15 protein-coding genes are annotated in these 13,733 nt (G+C 61.9%); 9 read left to right on the top strand and 6 right to left on the bottom strand.

Annotated features, from left to right (window positions below; genetic code table 11):
* Positions 1-16: 16 nt before the first annotated feature.
* The gene (locus tag ACZ9A3_RS13120; RefSeq protein WP_093381462.1) at positions 17-370 is read right to left on the bottom strand and encodes a DUF1428 domain-containing protein; all 354 of its coding nucleotides are present in this window, start codon (positions 368-370) and stop codon (positions 17-19) included.
* Between the two features lie 140 nt (positions 371-510).
* A complete protein-coding gene (locus ACZ9A3_RS13125; RefSeq protein WP_476252741.1) occupies positions 511-2,730 on the bottom strand; it encodes a TonB-dependent receptor in 2,220 nt (739 codons plus the stop codon).
* Positions 2,731-2,921: 191 nt separating this feature from the next.
* Between ACZ9A3_RS13125 and ACZ9A3_RS13130 the strand changes: the two genes are divergently transcribed.
* Positions 2,922-3,827, top strand: a complete 906-nt coding sequence (locus ACZ9A3_RS13130) for an AraC family transcriptional regulator (RefSeq protein WP_476252742.1) — start codon at positions 2,922-2,924, stop codon at positions 3,825-3,827.
* 165 nt (positions 3,828-3,992) lie between these two features.
* On the opposite strand, the gene ACZ9A3_RS13135 is transcribed toward ACZ9A3_RS13130, so the two are convergent.
* Positions 3,993-4,469, bottom strand: a complete 477-nt coding sequence (locus ACZ9A3_RS13135; protein WP_195884480.1) for a hypothetical protein — start codon at positions 4,467-4,469, stop codon at positions 3,993-3,995.
* Between the two features lie 154 nt (positions 4,470-4,623).
* Here ACZ9A3_RS13135 and ACZ9A3_RS13140 point away from each other — a divergent pair, with 154 nt between their 5' ends.
* The 4 genes from ACZ9A3_RS13140 (at position 4,624) to ACZ9A3_RS13155 (ending at position 6,290) form a co-directional block, all read left to right on the top strand.
* Positions 4,624-4,818, top strand: a complete 195-nt coding sequence (locus tag ACZ9A3_RS13140; protein WP_176794245.1) for a hypothetical protein — start codon at positions 4,624-4,626, stop codon at positions 4,816-4,818.
* On the top strand, positions 4,815-5,147 hold the full coding sequence (locus tag ACZ9A3_RS13145) for a low molecular weight protein tyrosine phosphatase family protein (protein WP_476252743.1): 333 nt from the start codon (positions 4,815-4,817) through the stop codon (positions 5,145-5,147). The genes ACZ9A3_RS13140 and ACZ9A3_RS13145 overlap by 4 nt, the downstream gene beginning before the upstream one ends.
* An 89-nt stretch (positions 5,148-5,236) precedes the next feature.
* Positions 5,237-6,127: a diguanylate cyclase domain-containing protein gene (locus ACZ9A3_RS13150; protein ID WP_476252744.1), complete on the top strand. Its 891-nt coding sequence runs from the start codon at positions 5,237-5,239 to the stop codon at positions 6,125-6,127.
* Positions 6,128-6,131: 4 nt separating this feature from the next.
* The gene (locus ACZ9A3_RS13155) at positions 6,132-6,290 is read left to right on the top strand and encodes a DUF2986 domain-containing protein (protein WP_082075383.1); all 159 of its coding nucleotides are present in this window, start codon (positions 6,132-6,134) and stop codon (positions 6,288-6,290) included.
* Positions 6,291-6,334: 44 nt separating this feature from the next.
* On the opposite strand, the gene ACZ9A3_RS13160 is transcribed toward ACZ9A3_RS13155, so the two are convergent.
* A complete protein-coding gene (locus ACZ9A3_RS13160; protein WP_045194144.1) occupies positions 6,335-6,814 on the bottom strand; it encodes an isochorismatase family protein in 480 nt (159 codons plus the stop codon).
* Positions 6,815-6,830: 16 nt separating this feature from the next.
* Entirely contained in the window at positions 6,831-7,298 is a 468-nt protein-coding gene (locus ACZ9A3_RS13165; protein ID WP_093381448.1) for an NUDIX hydrolase, read from the bottom strand.
* Positions 7,299-7,429: 131 nt separating this feature from the next.
* On the opposite strand from ACZ9A3_RS13165, the gene ACZ9A3_RS13170 reads away from it, so the two are divergent.
* The 4 genes from ACZ9A3_RS13170 (at position 7,430) to ACZ9A3_RS13185 (ending at position 11,287) form a co-directional block, all read left to right on the top strand.
* A complete protein-coding gene (locus ACZ9A3_RS13170; protein ID WP_476252745.1) occupies positions 7,430-7,816 on the top strand; it encodes a hypothetical protein in 387 nt (128 codons plus the stop codon).
* 252 nt (positions 7,817-8,068) lie between these two features.
* Positions 8,069-9,655 (top strand): hypothetical protein, encoded by a 1,587-nt coding sequence (locus ACZ9A3_RS13175; RefSeq protein ID WP_093381444.1) that lies wholly within the window; start codon positions 8,069-8,071, stop codon positions 9,653-9,655.
* Between the two features lie 169 nt (positions 9,656-9,824).
* Positions 9,825-10,763: a YncE family protein gene (locus ACZ9A3_RS13180; RefSeq protein ID WP_213603986.1), complete on the top strand. Its 939-nt coding sequence runs from the start codon at positions 9,825-9,827 to the stop codon at positions 10,761-10,763.
* A gap of 11 nt (positions 10,764-10,774) precedes the next feature.
* Positions 10,775-11,287: a hypothetical protein gene (locus ACZ9A3_RS13185; RefSeq protein ID WP_093381439.1), complete on the top strand. Its 513-nt coding sequence runs from the start codon at positions 10,775-10,777 to the stop codon at positions 11,285-11,287.
* Here the strand turns inward: ACZ9A3_RS13185 and ACZ9A3_RS13190 are convergent.
* Complete coding sequence (locus ACZ9A3_RS13190; protein WP_476252746.1) at positions 11,275-13,710, bottom strand: TonB-dependent siderophore receptor; 2,436 nt, start codon at positions 13,708-13,710, stop codon at positions 11,275-11,277. The two genes, ACZ9A3_RS13185 and ACZ9A3_RS13190, sit on opposite strands and share 13 nt — an antisense overlap.
* Between the last annotated feature and the right edge of the window lie 23 nt (positions 13,711-13,733).

The following is a 13,733-nucleotide window of genomic DNA, read 5'->3' on the forward strand; positions in this document are numbered from 1 at the left end:
TTGCCCCGCGATACATCTAGACTTCCACCAGAATCCTGAACCCACCAAAAATCATTCGCATGCCATCAAACGGCATCGGATTCTTGTCAGGCTGCATGCGCGGGTCTTTCATCATCTTCTGCATCCCGGCATCGCGCACCTCGCGCGACGGCCAGAGGATCCAGGAAAACACCACCGTCTCATCGCCCTTGAGCTTCACGGCCATGGGGAACGAGGTGACCGTGCCATCCGGCACATCGTCGCCCCAGCATTCGATGACCTTCAAGGCACCGCACTCCTTGAACACTACGGCTGCTGCTTCGGCGTGCTTTTTAAACGTGTCGCGGTTGGCGGTGGGGACTGCGAGGACGAAACCGTCTACATAGGACATGGGGGCACTCCTGCACGTGGGGTATGTGCAGGATGGTCGATTGGGCCGGGGGTGGATCGACAGGCTTGCACGCAAGCCCGACCGATGGTCATCGCACCCTGTGGGAGCTGCTTGCCAGCGATGAGGCCGGCAGCCCCGGCTCAAAACCGCGTCGTCGCACTCACCCCGAAGGTACGCCGATCCCCGCGCGCATCCCAGGCAATATCAAACGGCAGCGGCACGCTGTCGGTCTTGTACTGCTTGTCGGTCAGGTTGTTCACGTAAGCAGTCAGGTCCAGGTCATAGCGCCCGCCCAGGTGATAGGTGGCACTGGCATTGCCCAAGGTATAGCCGCCCTGGGACACGCTGTGATCCTGCTGCGCCGTGGGCAGGAAGTAGATCCGGCTCTGGTAGCGCCAGTCCGTGCCCAGGCGCACTTCGTCACCATTTTCCAGCGGTATCCGGTAACTGCCGCCCACCGCCAAGGTTCGCGACGGCGAGCGGGCAATGCGGTTACCGGAGTAATCCACCCCGCCCGACTCGAAGTCCTGCAATTCGGTATGCAGCAAGCCGAGCGAGCCATGCAGCTCCAGGTTGCTGAACGGCAAGGCCTGCAGCTCGAACTCGGCGCCGCGAATCACCCCCTGGCCGCTGTTGGTCAGCAGCGACACCACCTGCCCGTCGCGCACCGACACGGCGTTGACCTGGATATCCGAGTAGTCGTAGTAAAAGACGTTGGCGTTGGCGATCAGGCGCTCGTCGAACCACTCGCTCTTGACCCCCAGTTCATAGGCATCGACGTTCTCCGGCGCCACCACCGAGGCCTCGGCCTGCACCTGTGCACCGCCGCTGAAACCACCGGAGCGAAAGCCCTTGGCATAACGAAAATACACCCGCGCGTTGTCGTTGAGCTGGTACTCGGGAGTGAAGTCGTAGGTGAGCTTGTTCCAGGTGCGCTTTTCGTCCTGTTCAACGCGGGTCACCAGGTCGCCGCTGTAGTGCTTCCACCAGTCGCGTTCGCTGCTGTAGCTGACCCCGTCGGCATCCGGCGCGGCGACGCGGTGCAGGTCGATGTCCTTGGTTTCGCGGGTCCAGCGCAGGCCGGCGGTGAGGCTCAGGTTGTCAGTGGCCTGCCAGGTGCTGCTGCCGAAAATCGCGAAACTGTCGGTGCGCTGGTCGATATCGGTACGGCCATAATCGGCCACGCCAAAGGCCTGATTGTAGGGCTTGGGCAACAGGCCGTTGTCGTTGCGGCTGTCGAGCTGCTCATGGAACAGATGGGTGCCGACGATCCAGCTGAGCGGCTGGTTTTTCGCCGAAGACAAGCGCAACTCCTGGGACACCTGCTTCCAGCGGTCATCGTTAAAACCGCGGCCGAACTCGTAGATGCTCATGTTCGGGCTTTCAGCTTTTTCGTGAATATCGTCGAAGGCGGTGATCGAATCCAGTTGCAGGTCGCCCAGGTCCCACTTCAACGCCAACTGCACACCGTTGTGCTCGATGCGGTCTTCGGCCTTGCCGGTAAATGCGGCCTCATCGGTATCCGGCTTGGGTGCCGGGCCAAACAGCGTGCTGCCGCCCGGCCCCGCCCCCCAGGCGCGGGTGGCAATGCCCTGGCCTGTGTAGTCGCGGCCATGCAATTGCAGGGTGGCCTGCAGGTCGTCGTTGATCTGCGCCAGCAACTGCAGGCGCAGGGCCTGGTCGTGGATATCGCCGACGGTGTGGCCATCGACCTGGTTCTCCAGTTGGCCATCGGCGCTCTGGTCGACAAACGCCACCCGTGCGGCCAGCTTGTTGTCGATCAGCGTATCGCCATAGGCACCTTCGTACAGGCGCGAATTGTAGTTGCCCAGGTCGAGCTTGAAGTAACCGTTGGCTTTCTCGAAATCCGGCTTGCGCGAAACGAAGTTGATCGCCCCGCCGGTGGTGTTCTTGCCCCACAGCGTGCCCTGCGGCCCGCGCAGCACCTCGACGCGCTCCATGTCGTAGAGCGGAAAACCAGTGGCTACGTGAGGGTCGATATACACGTCATCGGTGTAGATGCCCACCGGGTAAACCGTGGTCGAGGCCATGTCCCCCGAGCCCATGCCACGAATGTACCAGCGCGGCCGCTGGTGCCCGGCAAACTCCGGGGCGATGGCGTTGGGCACGTTCTGCAACGCCTTGCCGGCACTGAAACCGCCGCCGCTGTCGGCGATCTGCCTGGCGCTGACCACAGAGATGGCCGAGGGCACGTCCTGCACCGACTCTTCGCGCTTTTGCGCGGTGACGGTAACGGTGGGCAGGGCTTCGGGGGCTGGCTCGGCGGCGAAGCCGGGGAGCGTGGGCAAGGCAGCGGCGATGGCCAGTAACAGGGGCACGCGGGCGAAGGGAGCGGTCATGAACGTCAATGTTCCACAAAGGGGAAAGAGACGGGGGGCTTCGCAATGGTTGTGCCAGGTGGTTAATTGATTGATTTGTATGATTTTTTTATTGATAAATTGAGATGAATGCTGCGCTACAAGCAGTGACTCAGCATAGGTTGCACGAAGATCAGCAAACACGGCTAGGCACCGCCATGCGCGTATAGTCGATGCTATGCCGACCGTACTTCCAAGAGCCTGAAGCCGTGCCCGAACTGCTGCCCAACGCCGCCTACACCCTGCGCTTCAGCGCTGTACTGGCCTACATCGACGCCAACCTCGACGGTGATCTGTCAGTAAAAACCCTGAGCCAGGTGGCGAACTTTTCGGTGTTTCACTTTCACCGCCAGTTCACGGCGTACGTCGGCGTGCCGGTCTCGCGTTATGTGCAGTTGATGCGCTTGCGCCAGGCGGCGCACCGGTTGGCGGCCAATGCAGATCTTTCGGTACTGGAGGCCGCCCTCGCGGCAGGTTTTGAAAGCCCCGAGGCATTCAGCCGGGCGTTTCGGCGGGCGCTGGGGATGTCGCCGAGTGGCTTTCGCCGGCAGCCGAACTGGCAGGCCTGGAATGCGGTGTTCGCTATCCCTCACTTTTCCAGGAGCGTCATCATGCAGGTACGTATTGTCGAGTTTGCGCAAACCCGGGTCGCGGCGCTGGAGCACTGCGGGCCGCCCGCGCAGGTCAGCCAGAGCGTGAACCGGTTCATCGCCTGGCGCATGGCCAGCGGGCAGTCGCCAGTGGCGTCGAGCCGTACTTTTGGCATCCCCTATGGCAACCCCGATACCACGCCGGCGGAGGATTTTCGTTTCGCCATTTGTGGCGAGATCGACGAGGCGGTGGCGGCGAATGAAGCCGGCGTGCACGAACGACTGATTGCTGGCGGGCGCTATGCCGTGGTGCGGCATGTGGGTTCGCCCGACCATATTGCTGAATCCATCTATCCGATCTACCGCGACTGGTTGCCGGACAGTGGTGAGGAGCTGCGCGATCAGCCGCTGTTTTTTCATTACCTGAGCGTGTATCCAGAGACGCCGCAGGCGCAGTGGCAGACGGATATTTACGTGCCGTTACGCTAGAGAGGTGTACTGGGGCCTGTGGGAGCGGGCCTTGCCCCGCGATCGAGCGCGAAGCGGTCGTAACTCAGGCGCCGCCTTATGTGCTGGCTGGGCTGGCCTGATCGCGGGGCAAGCCCGCTCCCACAATGGATGTGCAAACCCCGGCTTACCAACCGCTGAGGTCGATCACAGTGCCCACATCCGCACCCGTGCAAACTCCAGGTCCACGCTCACGCACTCACGCCCATCCACCCATTCGTCCTCACGAAGACGGCGCCCGGTAGTGGTTTCCCGCTCACCCTTGGCGATCACCAGCACAAACAACCGGGTCGGGCACTCGAACGAGCGCAACCGGTCGACATCAGCACGGACCGACCAATCGCCTTCCAGGCACTTGGCTTGCGATACATCGCCCAGGCATTTGATTTCAGCAACCATCGCCGGGGCGCCACTGGCATCCAGCGCGTACAGGTCCGCTTTACGCCGCTCACCTATTGGCAGCTCTGTCCAGATTTCAATGTTCTGTTCAAACCAGGCGTGCAGGCTGATTTCGGCCTGTATCCAGTGTTCGCGGCAGCTGTTCAGTTGCACGACTTGCTCAAGTTTCTTTTCCATTTTGCGAAAAGCGTGCTCGAACAAGGCGAGCCATTGCGGTGTGTTCATTGAGTACTTCCTGTATCCGCCGACTGGATCGCGGGGCAAGCCCGCTCCTACATGAAAACCAGCGACTAGCTAGCCGCAACGTTGATTCGCGCTTACTATAAGCCCAACTCGTATTACCGCGGCTGCTGAACCCGGTACTCACGAGGAAATGATCATGCACAGAACCCGCGCCTGGAGACGCTCCCAGGCCCGCAAAAACGGCAAGAGCAAAGCGCCAGACCCGCTGCTGTTCAAGCCTGAAAAGAACTGGAAGCTGCTCTACACCCGTGGCGACAAGTTGCTACGGGCACGCCAGCTCGGCCTGAGCTATCCCGTTCGCTCCACCCGCCAACTGTTGGATCAAGAGTGACTAACCTCCTGTTAGTCTGCAGCCGCAACCAGTGGCGCAGCCCTACCGCAGAAGCGCTCTGGCGCCGCCGCCCAGGCTTCGATGCCCGGTCGGCGGGCACCAGCCCGAATGCGCGCAAACCCATCGGCCCGGCGGACATTCGCTGGGCCGATGTGATTTTCGTCATGGAACGCAAACACCACCATCGCCTGCAGGCGCAGTACGCGCGGCTGCTTGAATACAAGCCGCTCCATAACCTGGATATTCCCGACGATTTTCAGTACATGGACCCGGAGCTGGTGGCCTTGCTCGAAGACAGCGTCGGGGCTTTTCTAGCCGCCCAGGGTTGATGTACAAACGCTGGCAAGCGCAGCGTAACTGCACTAGCAATGCGGCGATCGCGCTACGATTCACCGACACCCACCGGACGTGCCAGCCTATGCCCGTTGACCTCCAAGCGCTGTACCCGAAACTAATCCACCTGATGCTGGACACGGTCTTCGTGGTCGACAGGGATCACCAGATTGTCTTTGTCAGTGATGCCTGCGAGGCGCTGCTGGGTTACCGCGCTGGCGAGCTGACCGGCACGCCGATCACCGACTACATTCATCCGCACGACCTTGCGGTTACAAAGGCCTCCATTGTCCGGGTCATGAACGGCCAATCCCACGTCGATTTTCGTAACCGCTACATCCGCAAGGATGGCGGCATCGTGCACATCCTCTGGGCGGCGTTCTGGTCCGAGGAGGTGGGTGCGCGCATCGGTGTGGCGCGGGACGTGACAGCGCTGCACGAGGCCGAAGCGGAGTTACGCTTTCTGGCCCATCATGATCCGTTGACGGCGCTGAGCAACCGCGCGCTGTTCAATGATCGGCTGGAGTCGACCGTGCGCACGGCGCAGTGCCAGCAAAGCGCACTGGCGTTGCTGTTTCTCGACGTCAATGATTTCAAGGGGATCAATGATGTTCATGGGCATGCCATGGGTGACCGCATCCTCTGCATGATTGCCCGGCGCCTGGAAGACTGTGTGCGCGAGGCTGGCACGGTGGCGCGGATTGGTGGCGATGAATTCACCGTGCTGTTGCCGGGTATCGCGTCGCAGGAAGCCGTCTACGCCAAGGTGGGGCAGATTCTCGCGGCCATGGCCGAGCCGCTGGGTGCCGAGTTCGGCGCTGTCTCGATGCCGTCGTGCAGTGTCGGCGTAGCCTTTTACCCTCAGGACGCGGAGAATGCCGATACCCTGCTCAGCCATGCCGATGGCGATATGTACCGGATCAAGAAGCACCGCGCCGCGCAGCGGGTAGCTCTCAAGCAATTACCAGTCGAGTGACAACGTGAACCGTCAAAAGAAAATCAAGCAGCTGTTAAAGGCCCACGCGAAAAAGGCCAGCGCCAAACTGGCGCCCAAGAGCAAGCCTAAATACATCAGCAAGGCTGACCGGTTGAAACTGGAAGCTGAGGCCAGTGAAGCTATTGTCACGCCTTCAGAGTGAGAGCTGCGTATCCCGAAGCGTAGGCAACGACTACTGCTACCGACTCAAGCATCAAGCTCAGCAATCACCTCTGCCCGGGTCGTAACCTGACGAAAGTGATGCTTCCACAAACTGATGCCCAACTGCCCCGAGCGGTCCAGCGATGAGCCCACCGTAAGGTCGGTCACCAACGTCGGCGAGAGCCCGGCATCGAACAGCGCAAAGCCGGCGGCGAGCACGCAGGTTTCGGTCTGGATGCCGCACACCAGCACGCGCTCGACGCCGAGTTGCTTGATGTACTCGATGGTTTCAGCGGTCTGCCCGTAACCGTGCTTGATAAACACTTTATCGGCCTCGACCAGGCTTTCGTCTTCGGCCGCAGGATGCCAGCCGAGTTGCTGTTCAAACGGCGTCACCTGCTCATCGTGCAACTCGACCGAGGCAATCGTCAGGATCCGTTCTGACAACGCCCGCACGCCATCGACCAGCCACTCGGGCGGGCTGAAGGTGGACTGGACATCTACGATAAGCAAAACCTGGCGCATAACGTTCTCTTGAGCATCAATCAATGGCGCGGAGTATATCGTCCTGCAACGGCTGTTCGCCTGCCCAATGACCGCGCGCTTTCAGGCTTGCCGATAAAAACTGCAGCGCGCGCTGAAAGACCGGATGGCAATCGGCAAGGGGCAAATGCTCGAGCGCAGCCCAGAAGAATTCGAACCTGTGGCCGTGGTCGTCAAGCGTCTGATGCGTCCATTGCTCCGGCAAAGGTCCGCTCGCCTGGCACAGGTGGAACGACCAGACCTGCCCCAGATGCCCGGCGTCCCAACAGCCAAGATCATCGGCAAGGGTCGCGGCATTGATGCCAGACTCTTCGGCCAGTTCCCGCAGCGCTGCCTGGCCCGCCGTTTCGCCTTGTTCAATCGTGCCCTTTACTAGCTGCACACCCGCCAGCGGATGACGAAACAAGAGGATTCTGGGGTTCGGGGTGGCGGCAACAACCACGGCGCAGGCCTTGTTGGGGAGCATGGCGATATCCTTGTCGGCAAAGAGGGCTGCGCATCATACGCCAGCGCTTTAGCCGCGCAGCCATAGAACTTTTCTCTGTTTACCGGTCTATTGGGATACGTTCAATCGTCATTCAGAGGTTGTCTTCGCTCATGAAACTCCATGCCCCACGGATGCTGCTCGCTGCCCTGTTCGCACTCGCGGCAGCGGGCTCGGCATCAGCCACTCAGATGAAGACGTCCACCCCGCTGCTGGCCCCCGAAGCCCGCGCTGTGCAACCTGCACCAAGCCCCTGGCCGAGCCTGGCGAGCATGACCGAGCAACAGCCTGGGCCATTGCTGGCCCATGACGACCGCTACCGCGATGACCACCGCTGGCACGACCGCAGGGATGATTGGCGCCGGGAAAACTGGCGCAGAGTACAATGGCGCAGGGAGCAAGCCCGACGCGAGGCCGAGCGCCATCGTTATTGGGAACGCCACCATGACCGGGCCATGCGTTACCGTTACGAGGACGACCGCCGCTACTATCGTCGCTAGGGTTGCTCGGCGACCTCGACGTAGCTCGACTCCCCGCCCCCGCTCGCCCCCGACAACCACCGTCAACCTGATAGTGGAACAGCAGTGCAGCATGCGCTGATCCTAACCCACTGCGCCGCAAAGTGCTGGTCTTGGCGCACGCCGACGGCAGCGCGTTGGTCGCATCCCGGGGCAGGCCGGCCCCTGCACACTAAAGCTTTGAAATCCACCGCCGATATCCCTGAACACGTATGGAAACCACGGGTACCGACCATGAACCCAATCAACGCAGGACTGCGCATTGCCCCTGCATACGCCGCCCCCCAGGCGACACCGGCCAACGCTGTCAGCAGTCGCACCGATCAGCTCGCGACGCCGCCCAGTACCTCCGTCAACCTGGGCCAAAGCCCTCGTAGCGAAGATGCAGCGACTTATTCGTCGCGCGGGACCCTCGCGGTGCCGTTGCGCTATGTGCTGGAAAACGACAACCTGAACAAGCTGAGCATGAACATGATGGTGGGTGTTCAGGCCAGCGCTATCGGTTCGCGCTTCCACGGGCTCGGCGCAGCCTTGGTAAATCAACTGGTAGCCAACGGCGGCCAGTCGTTTACGCAATCGGTGTTCGCCTTCGCCGACGGCGCCCAGCCAAGCGCCGAAGCACTCAAGGTGCAGAGCAACAACCTGCGCCAGCACCCGGCCAATGCGGTAAACCTGAGCTTGACCACCGCTTCCGGTGCCACCGTGAACCTGTCCCTGGCCAGCAATGAGCAAGGCCTGGCGGTCAGCGCCGAAGTACAGGGCGGCCAGCTCAGCAGCGATGAGCTCAAGGGCCTGGCGTCGCTGGCCGAAAGTTTCCAGGGCGCCATCAACGGCCTGAGCGAGCAACCACCACGCCTGCAACTGGGCAAGCTGGCCACGCTCGACTCGACCCTGTTCAGCGCGCTGCAGATGAACGCCAAGCTGGACACGGTAAATGGCCAGCAGCTGACGTTCGACCTGACCCTGGATGACAGCGCACGCAAGCTCAGCCTGCAGGGCCCGGCCGGTAACGTACAACTGAACCTCGATACCCGCGACACTTCGCTGCTGGGTAAAAGCGCCCAGCGCCAGGCGGCGATCAGTAATTACCTGAGCCAGTTCGATGCGGCGCAGAGCCGCGGCAAAGGCGACGAGAACCTGGTGGCCCTGCTCAAGGACGCCTTCGTCCAGCTCAACAGCGCCGACGATATCGCCAGGCCAGCGACCGGCAGCATCCCGCTGCTGGCCGCCAAAGACACCGCCCTGCTCAGTGGCCTGGCCGACTTCAGCGCCTCGATCAGCCAGACCAGCCAACAGCCCAACCCGCTGCGCCCCACCGAGCTGGATCGCTTCGACTACAAAGTGTCCCAGTCAACCACGATCAGGGGTGCGTCGCCGGCGAACCGCGCGGTGCAACAGGATCAGCAAGCGAACCTGTCGGCCGCCTACCACACCAGCCTCAACCCGCAGATGGCGCTGGTCGACGCCCTGGCGACGCAGAACTACCGTTACCACGAGGTCAGCGACCAATCGAGCACCAGCACGCGCTTGCGCTACGACAAAAACAGCCTGGTCGAAGCCAGCGTCAGCCAACAGGCCAGTCGCAATGAACGTGTGCGCTCTTACGCCGATGGCGTGCTGCAAAGCGACGTGAGCACTCCGGCGTCGGTCTCGGAATCACGCAACCTGCTTGGCCTGCTCACTGACCTGTTCGAACGCGAGCGCATCTCCCAGCGTGACCGCGGCGTATCGATCCTGGAGGCACAGCTGCAGTCGCAACGCAGCCAGTGGCAGTTGCAGTCCGATCCGGCGCTGATCCGCCCGCAGGATCCCCAGCAATAGCCGTGACATTACTGGCCTCATCGCCGGCAAAACCGGCTCCCACAATGGATCTGTGCACCCCGGACCAGTGGGAGCGGGCTCGACCCGCGATCGAGTGCACAGCGCTCGCCATACAGCCGGCACACGCTTTATCCTTGCGCCTCTTTGCCCAATGGCCTTCGGAGTTGCAATGTACATTGATGTACCCCGCCGCCTGGTGTTCTTCGATAAAAGCGACAGTATTCGCCCCGCCTGCCTGACCCAGTACGATCCGGACACCGGTGCATTGACCCACCCCGTCGGTACCCAGGCCGACGACAGGGTTTGCGACATCTCCCACGATGGCCGGCGCATGGCCCTGCAAGGCACCGATTGGCGGGTGGTGCGTGGCGCCAGTCGCTCGCGCCTGAGCTTTCTTGAAGATCGCACGGCGCTGCATGAAACCGACAGGTTCCTGGCGTACTGGTCGCACCTGGACCCCAGCGGCCGGTACGCGCTGGTCGGGGTCGGCAACGATAAAAAGCGCCCGGTGGTCATCGACCTGGACAGCGGCGAATGCAGCGAACCGATCGCCCGTAATGTCGATGCCCGGTTTGGTTGCATCGACCCCGTGCAAGGCAAACTCTGGGCACCCGATGAGCGGGCCAGCAACAGTGTGCTGACGGTTGATTGCGCCAGTGGCGAGATCAACAAGATCACCCTGGTGCTGGACGCCAAGGTCAGAAGCCTGCGCTTTTCCCGTGATGGTCAATACCTGTTTGTCACCGGTGAAAACAACCGCCTGCTGTGCTGCGATCGCAACGGCGCGACATTGTGGTCCAGGGACATCGACGAATATGGTCAGGTAGGCGCCGGGACAATCCTGTTCAATGAATCCGCTACTCACCTGTGCCTGCCGATCTCGGCGACGCAGCGTTCGAATTGGGGTGAAGACATCATCCTTGCGGCTGACAGCGGCCAGATCGAAACCACGGTTGTACGCCACAAAGGCCCACCCGGCCGGCTCGCCGCTGACTGGTTTGGCGATCAATTGCTGACCCACCGTCTGGAGGTCGTGGACTTTTTCAGCGGTGCAGTCGTCGATGTGCTTGATCTGACCAGCCCCCTCTCCCCGGATAGCCCCATTTGAGAACGCCCAGCATGCTTGTATTGCCAAAGGGAGAGCGCCACGGGATACGAGTATCCCCGCGCTGGCCGTCCTCTGAAGTAGCCATCGATGAAGAAACTTTCCATAAATTGATTGAGGCCCAATCAACGCTGCCACCCGACATTGAGCTGTTGCTGGTGCGTGGGTATGAAAACAAAAACAGCCATCTGGGTTCGTTCAGAACACTCTCACGCTGGCTGGGCATCAAGGTGTTCTGCGCCTGCTACCCCGGTCGCAAGGATGAAGTCGGCGAGATATTTGGCGCCAATGGACATGACGTGGATGGCTCACATGTCGATGTCTCCATTGTGTTAAAGGGAAAAAGGCTGCGCTTTCTGCCCTTTGGCGTCTTTACCTCGCTGACTCGCCAGCGCGCACGCGCAGCGCACTACCTGGTGGTTATCGACAGGGTCAAAGACGCATTGAAACAATGCGGCTTTGACATCCATCGAAACGAAACAGAGAGCATGCAGATCCATTGCGACTACAAACCTCAGAAGTCGTAACGCACATTCATCATCACATTGCGCGGCGGCCCGTAGTGCCCGTAGCTGCCAGAGAAGCCGGCGTAGTATTTCTCGTCCAGCAAGTTGTTGAGGTTGAGGGTGGTAGAAAGATGATCGCTGAGCCGGTAGCGCGCCATCAGGTTGAACACCGCGTAGTCATCCTGGCTGACGCGACTGTTGTAGCGGCTGAAGTACAGCGAGTTGCTGGAGTTCCAGCTGGCGCCGCCGCCGAGGGTCAGGCGCTGCCATTGGCCGGGTAACTGGTAGGTGGTCCACAACCGGAAAGTGTCCAGCGGCAGCTGGCTGGTCAGGCGCTGGCCTTCGGCGTCTTCGGTGCGCGAGTGGCTAAAGCCCGCTTGCAGCTCCCAGCCCGGGGCGAGCTCACCGGCCAGTTCCAGGTCAACGCCCTTGGTCTTGGCCCCGCTGACCGCGCGGTAGGCGTCCTGGTCGGTGCCCGGCACGGTGTAGCCGGCATCCAGCTCGGCGACGTTATCGCGCTTGATCACGTAGGCGGCGACGTTGGCGTTGAGGCGGCCGTCGTAGAACTCGCCCTTCCAGCCCAGTTCATAGTTTTTGCCGACCACCGGCTCCAGCACCTTGCCGCTGCGGTCCTGGCTCGACTGTGGCTTGAAGATATCGGTGTAGCTGACATAGATCGACTGCTCGGGCGTCAGGTCATAAACCACCCCGGCGTAGGGCGTGACTTCGCCGCGTTCGGTCATGCTGTAGTCCAGCACGTAACCGGAAGCCAGGCTCTTGGAATAGTAGTGATAGCGGTAGTTGCTGGCCCGGGCGCCGAGGATCAGGTGCAGGCTGTCGCTGAGGTTGAAGCGCCCGGCGACGAAGTAGCCGCTCTGGCGGGTGTCGACGTCGTAGTCCAGCGCCGGGGCGAAGCTGTCCTTGTCGGGCTTGGGCAGTTCGTTGTTCCAGGTATTGAAGTCGACGATGGCCGAACGCCCGCTGGTGGCGTAGTGGTGGTTGACGTAGTCGAGGTAGTTGGCGCCGACGATCAGTTCATGGGTTTGCCCGAACAGCTCGAATGGCCCCTGCAAGGTGGCATCGACGGCTTTCTGGTGCTGGGTGGCTTCGGACCAGCCCTGGCTGATGGTGGCATTGCCCTCGGGGGTGATGTACGACATGCCGGTGGAGCTCTGGTAGGAGCCGCTACGGGTGTCGCGATCGACATCCATGAAGGTACCCGCGACCTTCAACTGCCAGTCGTTGGCCAGCTGCTGTTCGAGCGCCAGGCTGTAGTTGTTGGTGTCGAAGCGATCTGACGCCCAGCGCGCGCCGGAACTGGCATCACGGGAGAAATCCGTTGGCTGGCCGTTGCTGAACAGGATCGGCACCCCCTGGCCGCCGGTGGGCCGGTAGCGCTGGTGGTCGATGCTCAGGCGCACCAGGGTGGTGTCGCTGAGGTCGGCTTCGAGCGCTGTGTAAAGAATGTCGCGGTCCTGCTGGTACCAGTCCATGAACGTGTCGTTGAGCTGCTTGGCCGCCACCATGCGCCCACGCAGGTTGCCGGTCGGGGTCAGCGGCCCGGAGACGTCTGCCTCCAGGCGCTTGAAATCCCAGGAGCCGAGACCGCCTTGCACATAACCCTGAAACTCGCGGGTCGGGCGCTTGCGGATGACGTTGACCACGCCGCTGGGGTCGCCCGCCCCGGTCATCAGCCCGGTGGCACCGCGCACCACCTCTACCCGGTCGTAGATGGCCATGTCCAGCAGGGTGCTGGGCATGGTGCGGGTCTGGTTTTCCTGGTAGGTGGTGACGCCGTCGAACTGATAGGTGTTGATGGCGCTGCCGCGCGAATAGATGTTGAAGCGCTCGCCGCCGTCCTGGGACATGGTCACGCCTGGGGTCTGGTTGAGCACATCGGACATGTTGCGCAGCTGCTGGTCGTCCATGCGCTGGCGGGTAACGACACTGATCGATTGCGGTGTTTCGCGGATCGACAGGTTCATCTTGGTTGCCGTGCTGGTCGAGCCGCTGGTGTAGGAGCCCGTGCCTTCGGTGGTGGCGCCCAGGCCGGCGGCGCTGACACTGGTCGCTCCCAGCTCAAGGGCACCGGCATCCGCGGCGCGGGGTATCAACCGGTAACGTCCCTGGCCCATGACCACAGGTTGCAGGCCGGTGCCGGCCAGCACTTGCGCCAGTGCCTGGTCGACGGCGAACTGGCCGCGCAGCCCGGGGCTGTGCAGGCCGTTGGACACCTGCGAGTCCACCGCGACCATCACCCCGGCCTGCTGGCCAAACTGGCCGAGCACGCTGTCCAGGCTCCCCGGGGCGATGTCATAACTGCGCACACCGGCCTGCTCCGCGCTCGCCTGGGCAGCCATTACGGTTGGGTTGAAGGTGACCAGGGTAACACCCAGCATCAGGGCGCGAACGGCAGTGGCAAGGGGGGTAAGGCGACAACGCATCGAGACAGTCCTTGGAGAGCAGA

Source organism: Pseudomonas sp. TE4620 (genome assembly GCF_056279045.1).

What these genes read in the sequence shown, in the direction of transcription:
- ACZ9A3_RS13140 (WP_176794245.1), top strand. Translation starts at nt 4,624, where the DNA reads ATGCACAGAACCCGCGCCTGGAGACGCTCCCAGGCCCGCAAAAACGGC.
- ACZ9A3_RS13165 (WP_093381448.1), bottom strand. Translation starts at nt 7,298, where the DNA reads ATGCTCCCCAACAAGGCCTGCGCCGTGGTTGTTGCCGCCACCCCGAAC.
- ACZ9A3_RS13170 (WP_476252745.1), top strand. Translation starts at nt 7,430, where the DNA reads ATGAAACTCCATGCCCCACGGATGCTGCTCGCTGCCCTGTTCGCACTC.
- ACZ9A3_RS13160 (WP_045194144.1), bottom strand. Translation starts at nt 6,814, where the DNA reads ATGCGCCAGGTTTTGCTTATCGTAGATGTCCAGTCCACCTTCAGCCCG.
- ACZ9A3_RS13130 (WP_476252742.1), top strand. Translation starts at nt 2,922, where the DNA reads ATGCTATGCCGACCGTACTTCCAAGAGCCTGAAGCCGTGCCCGAACTG.
- ACZ9A3_RS13150 (WP_476252744.1), top strand. Translation starts at nt 5,237, where the DNA reads ATGCCCGTTGACCTCCAAGCGCTGTACCCGAAACTAATCCACCTGATG.
- ACZ9A3_RS13190 (WP_476252746.1), bottom strand. Translation starts at nt 13,710, where the DNA reads ATGCGTTGTCGCCTTACCCCCCTTGCCACTGCCGTTCGCGCCCTGATG.
- ACZ9A3_RS13175 (WP_093381444.1), top strand. Translation starts at nt 8,069, where the DNA reads ATGAACCCAATCAACGCAGGACTGCGCATTGCCCCTGCATACGCCGCC.
- ACZ9A3_RS13120 (WP_093381462.1), bottom strand. Translation starts at nt 370, where the DNA reads ATGTCCTATGTAGACGGTTTCGTCCTCGCAGTCCCCACCGCCAACCGC.
- ACZ9A3_RS13180 (WP_213603986.1), top strand. Translation starts at nt 9,825, where the DNA reads ATGTACATTGATGTACCCCGCCGCCTGGTGTTCTTCGATAAAAGCGAC.
- ACZ9A3_RS13125 (WP_476252741.1), bottom strand. Translation starts at nt 2,730, where the DNA reads ATGACCGCTCCCTTCGCCCGCGTGCCCCTGTTACTGGCCATCGCCGCT.
- ACZ9A3_RS13185 (WP_093381439.1), top strand. Translation starts at nt 10,775, where the DNA reads ATGCTTGTATTGCCAAAGGGAGAGCGCCACGGGATACGAGTATCCCCG.
- ACZ9A3_RS13135 (WP_195884480.1), bottom strand. Translation starts at nt 4,469, where the DNA reads ATGAACACACCGCAATGGCTCGCCTTGTTCGAGCACGCTTTTCGCAAA.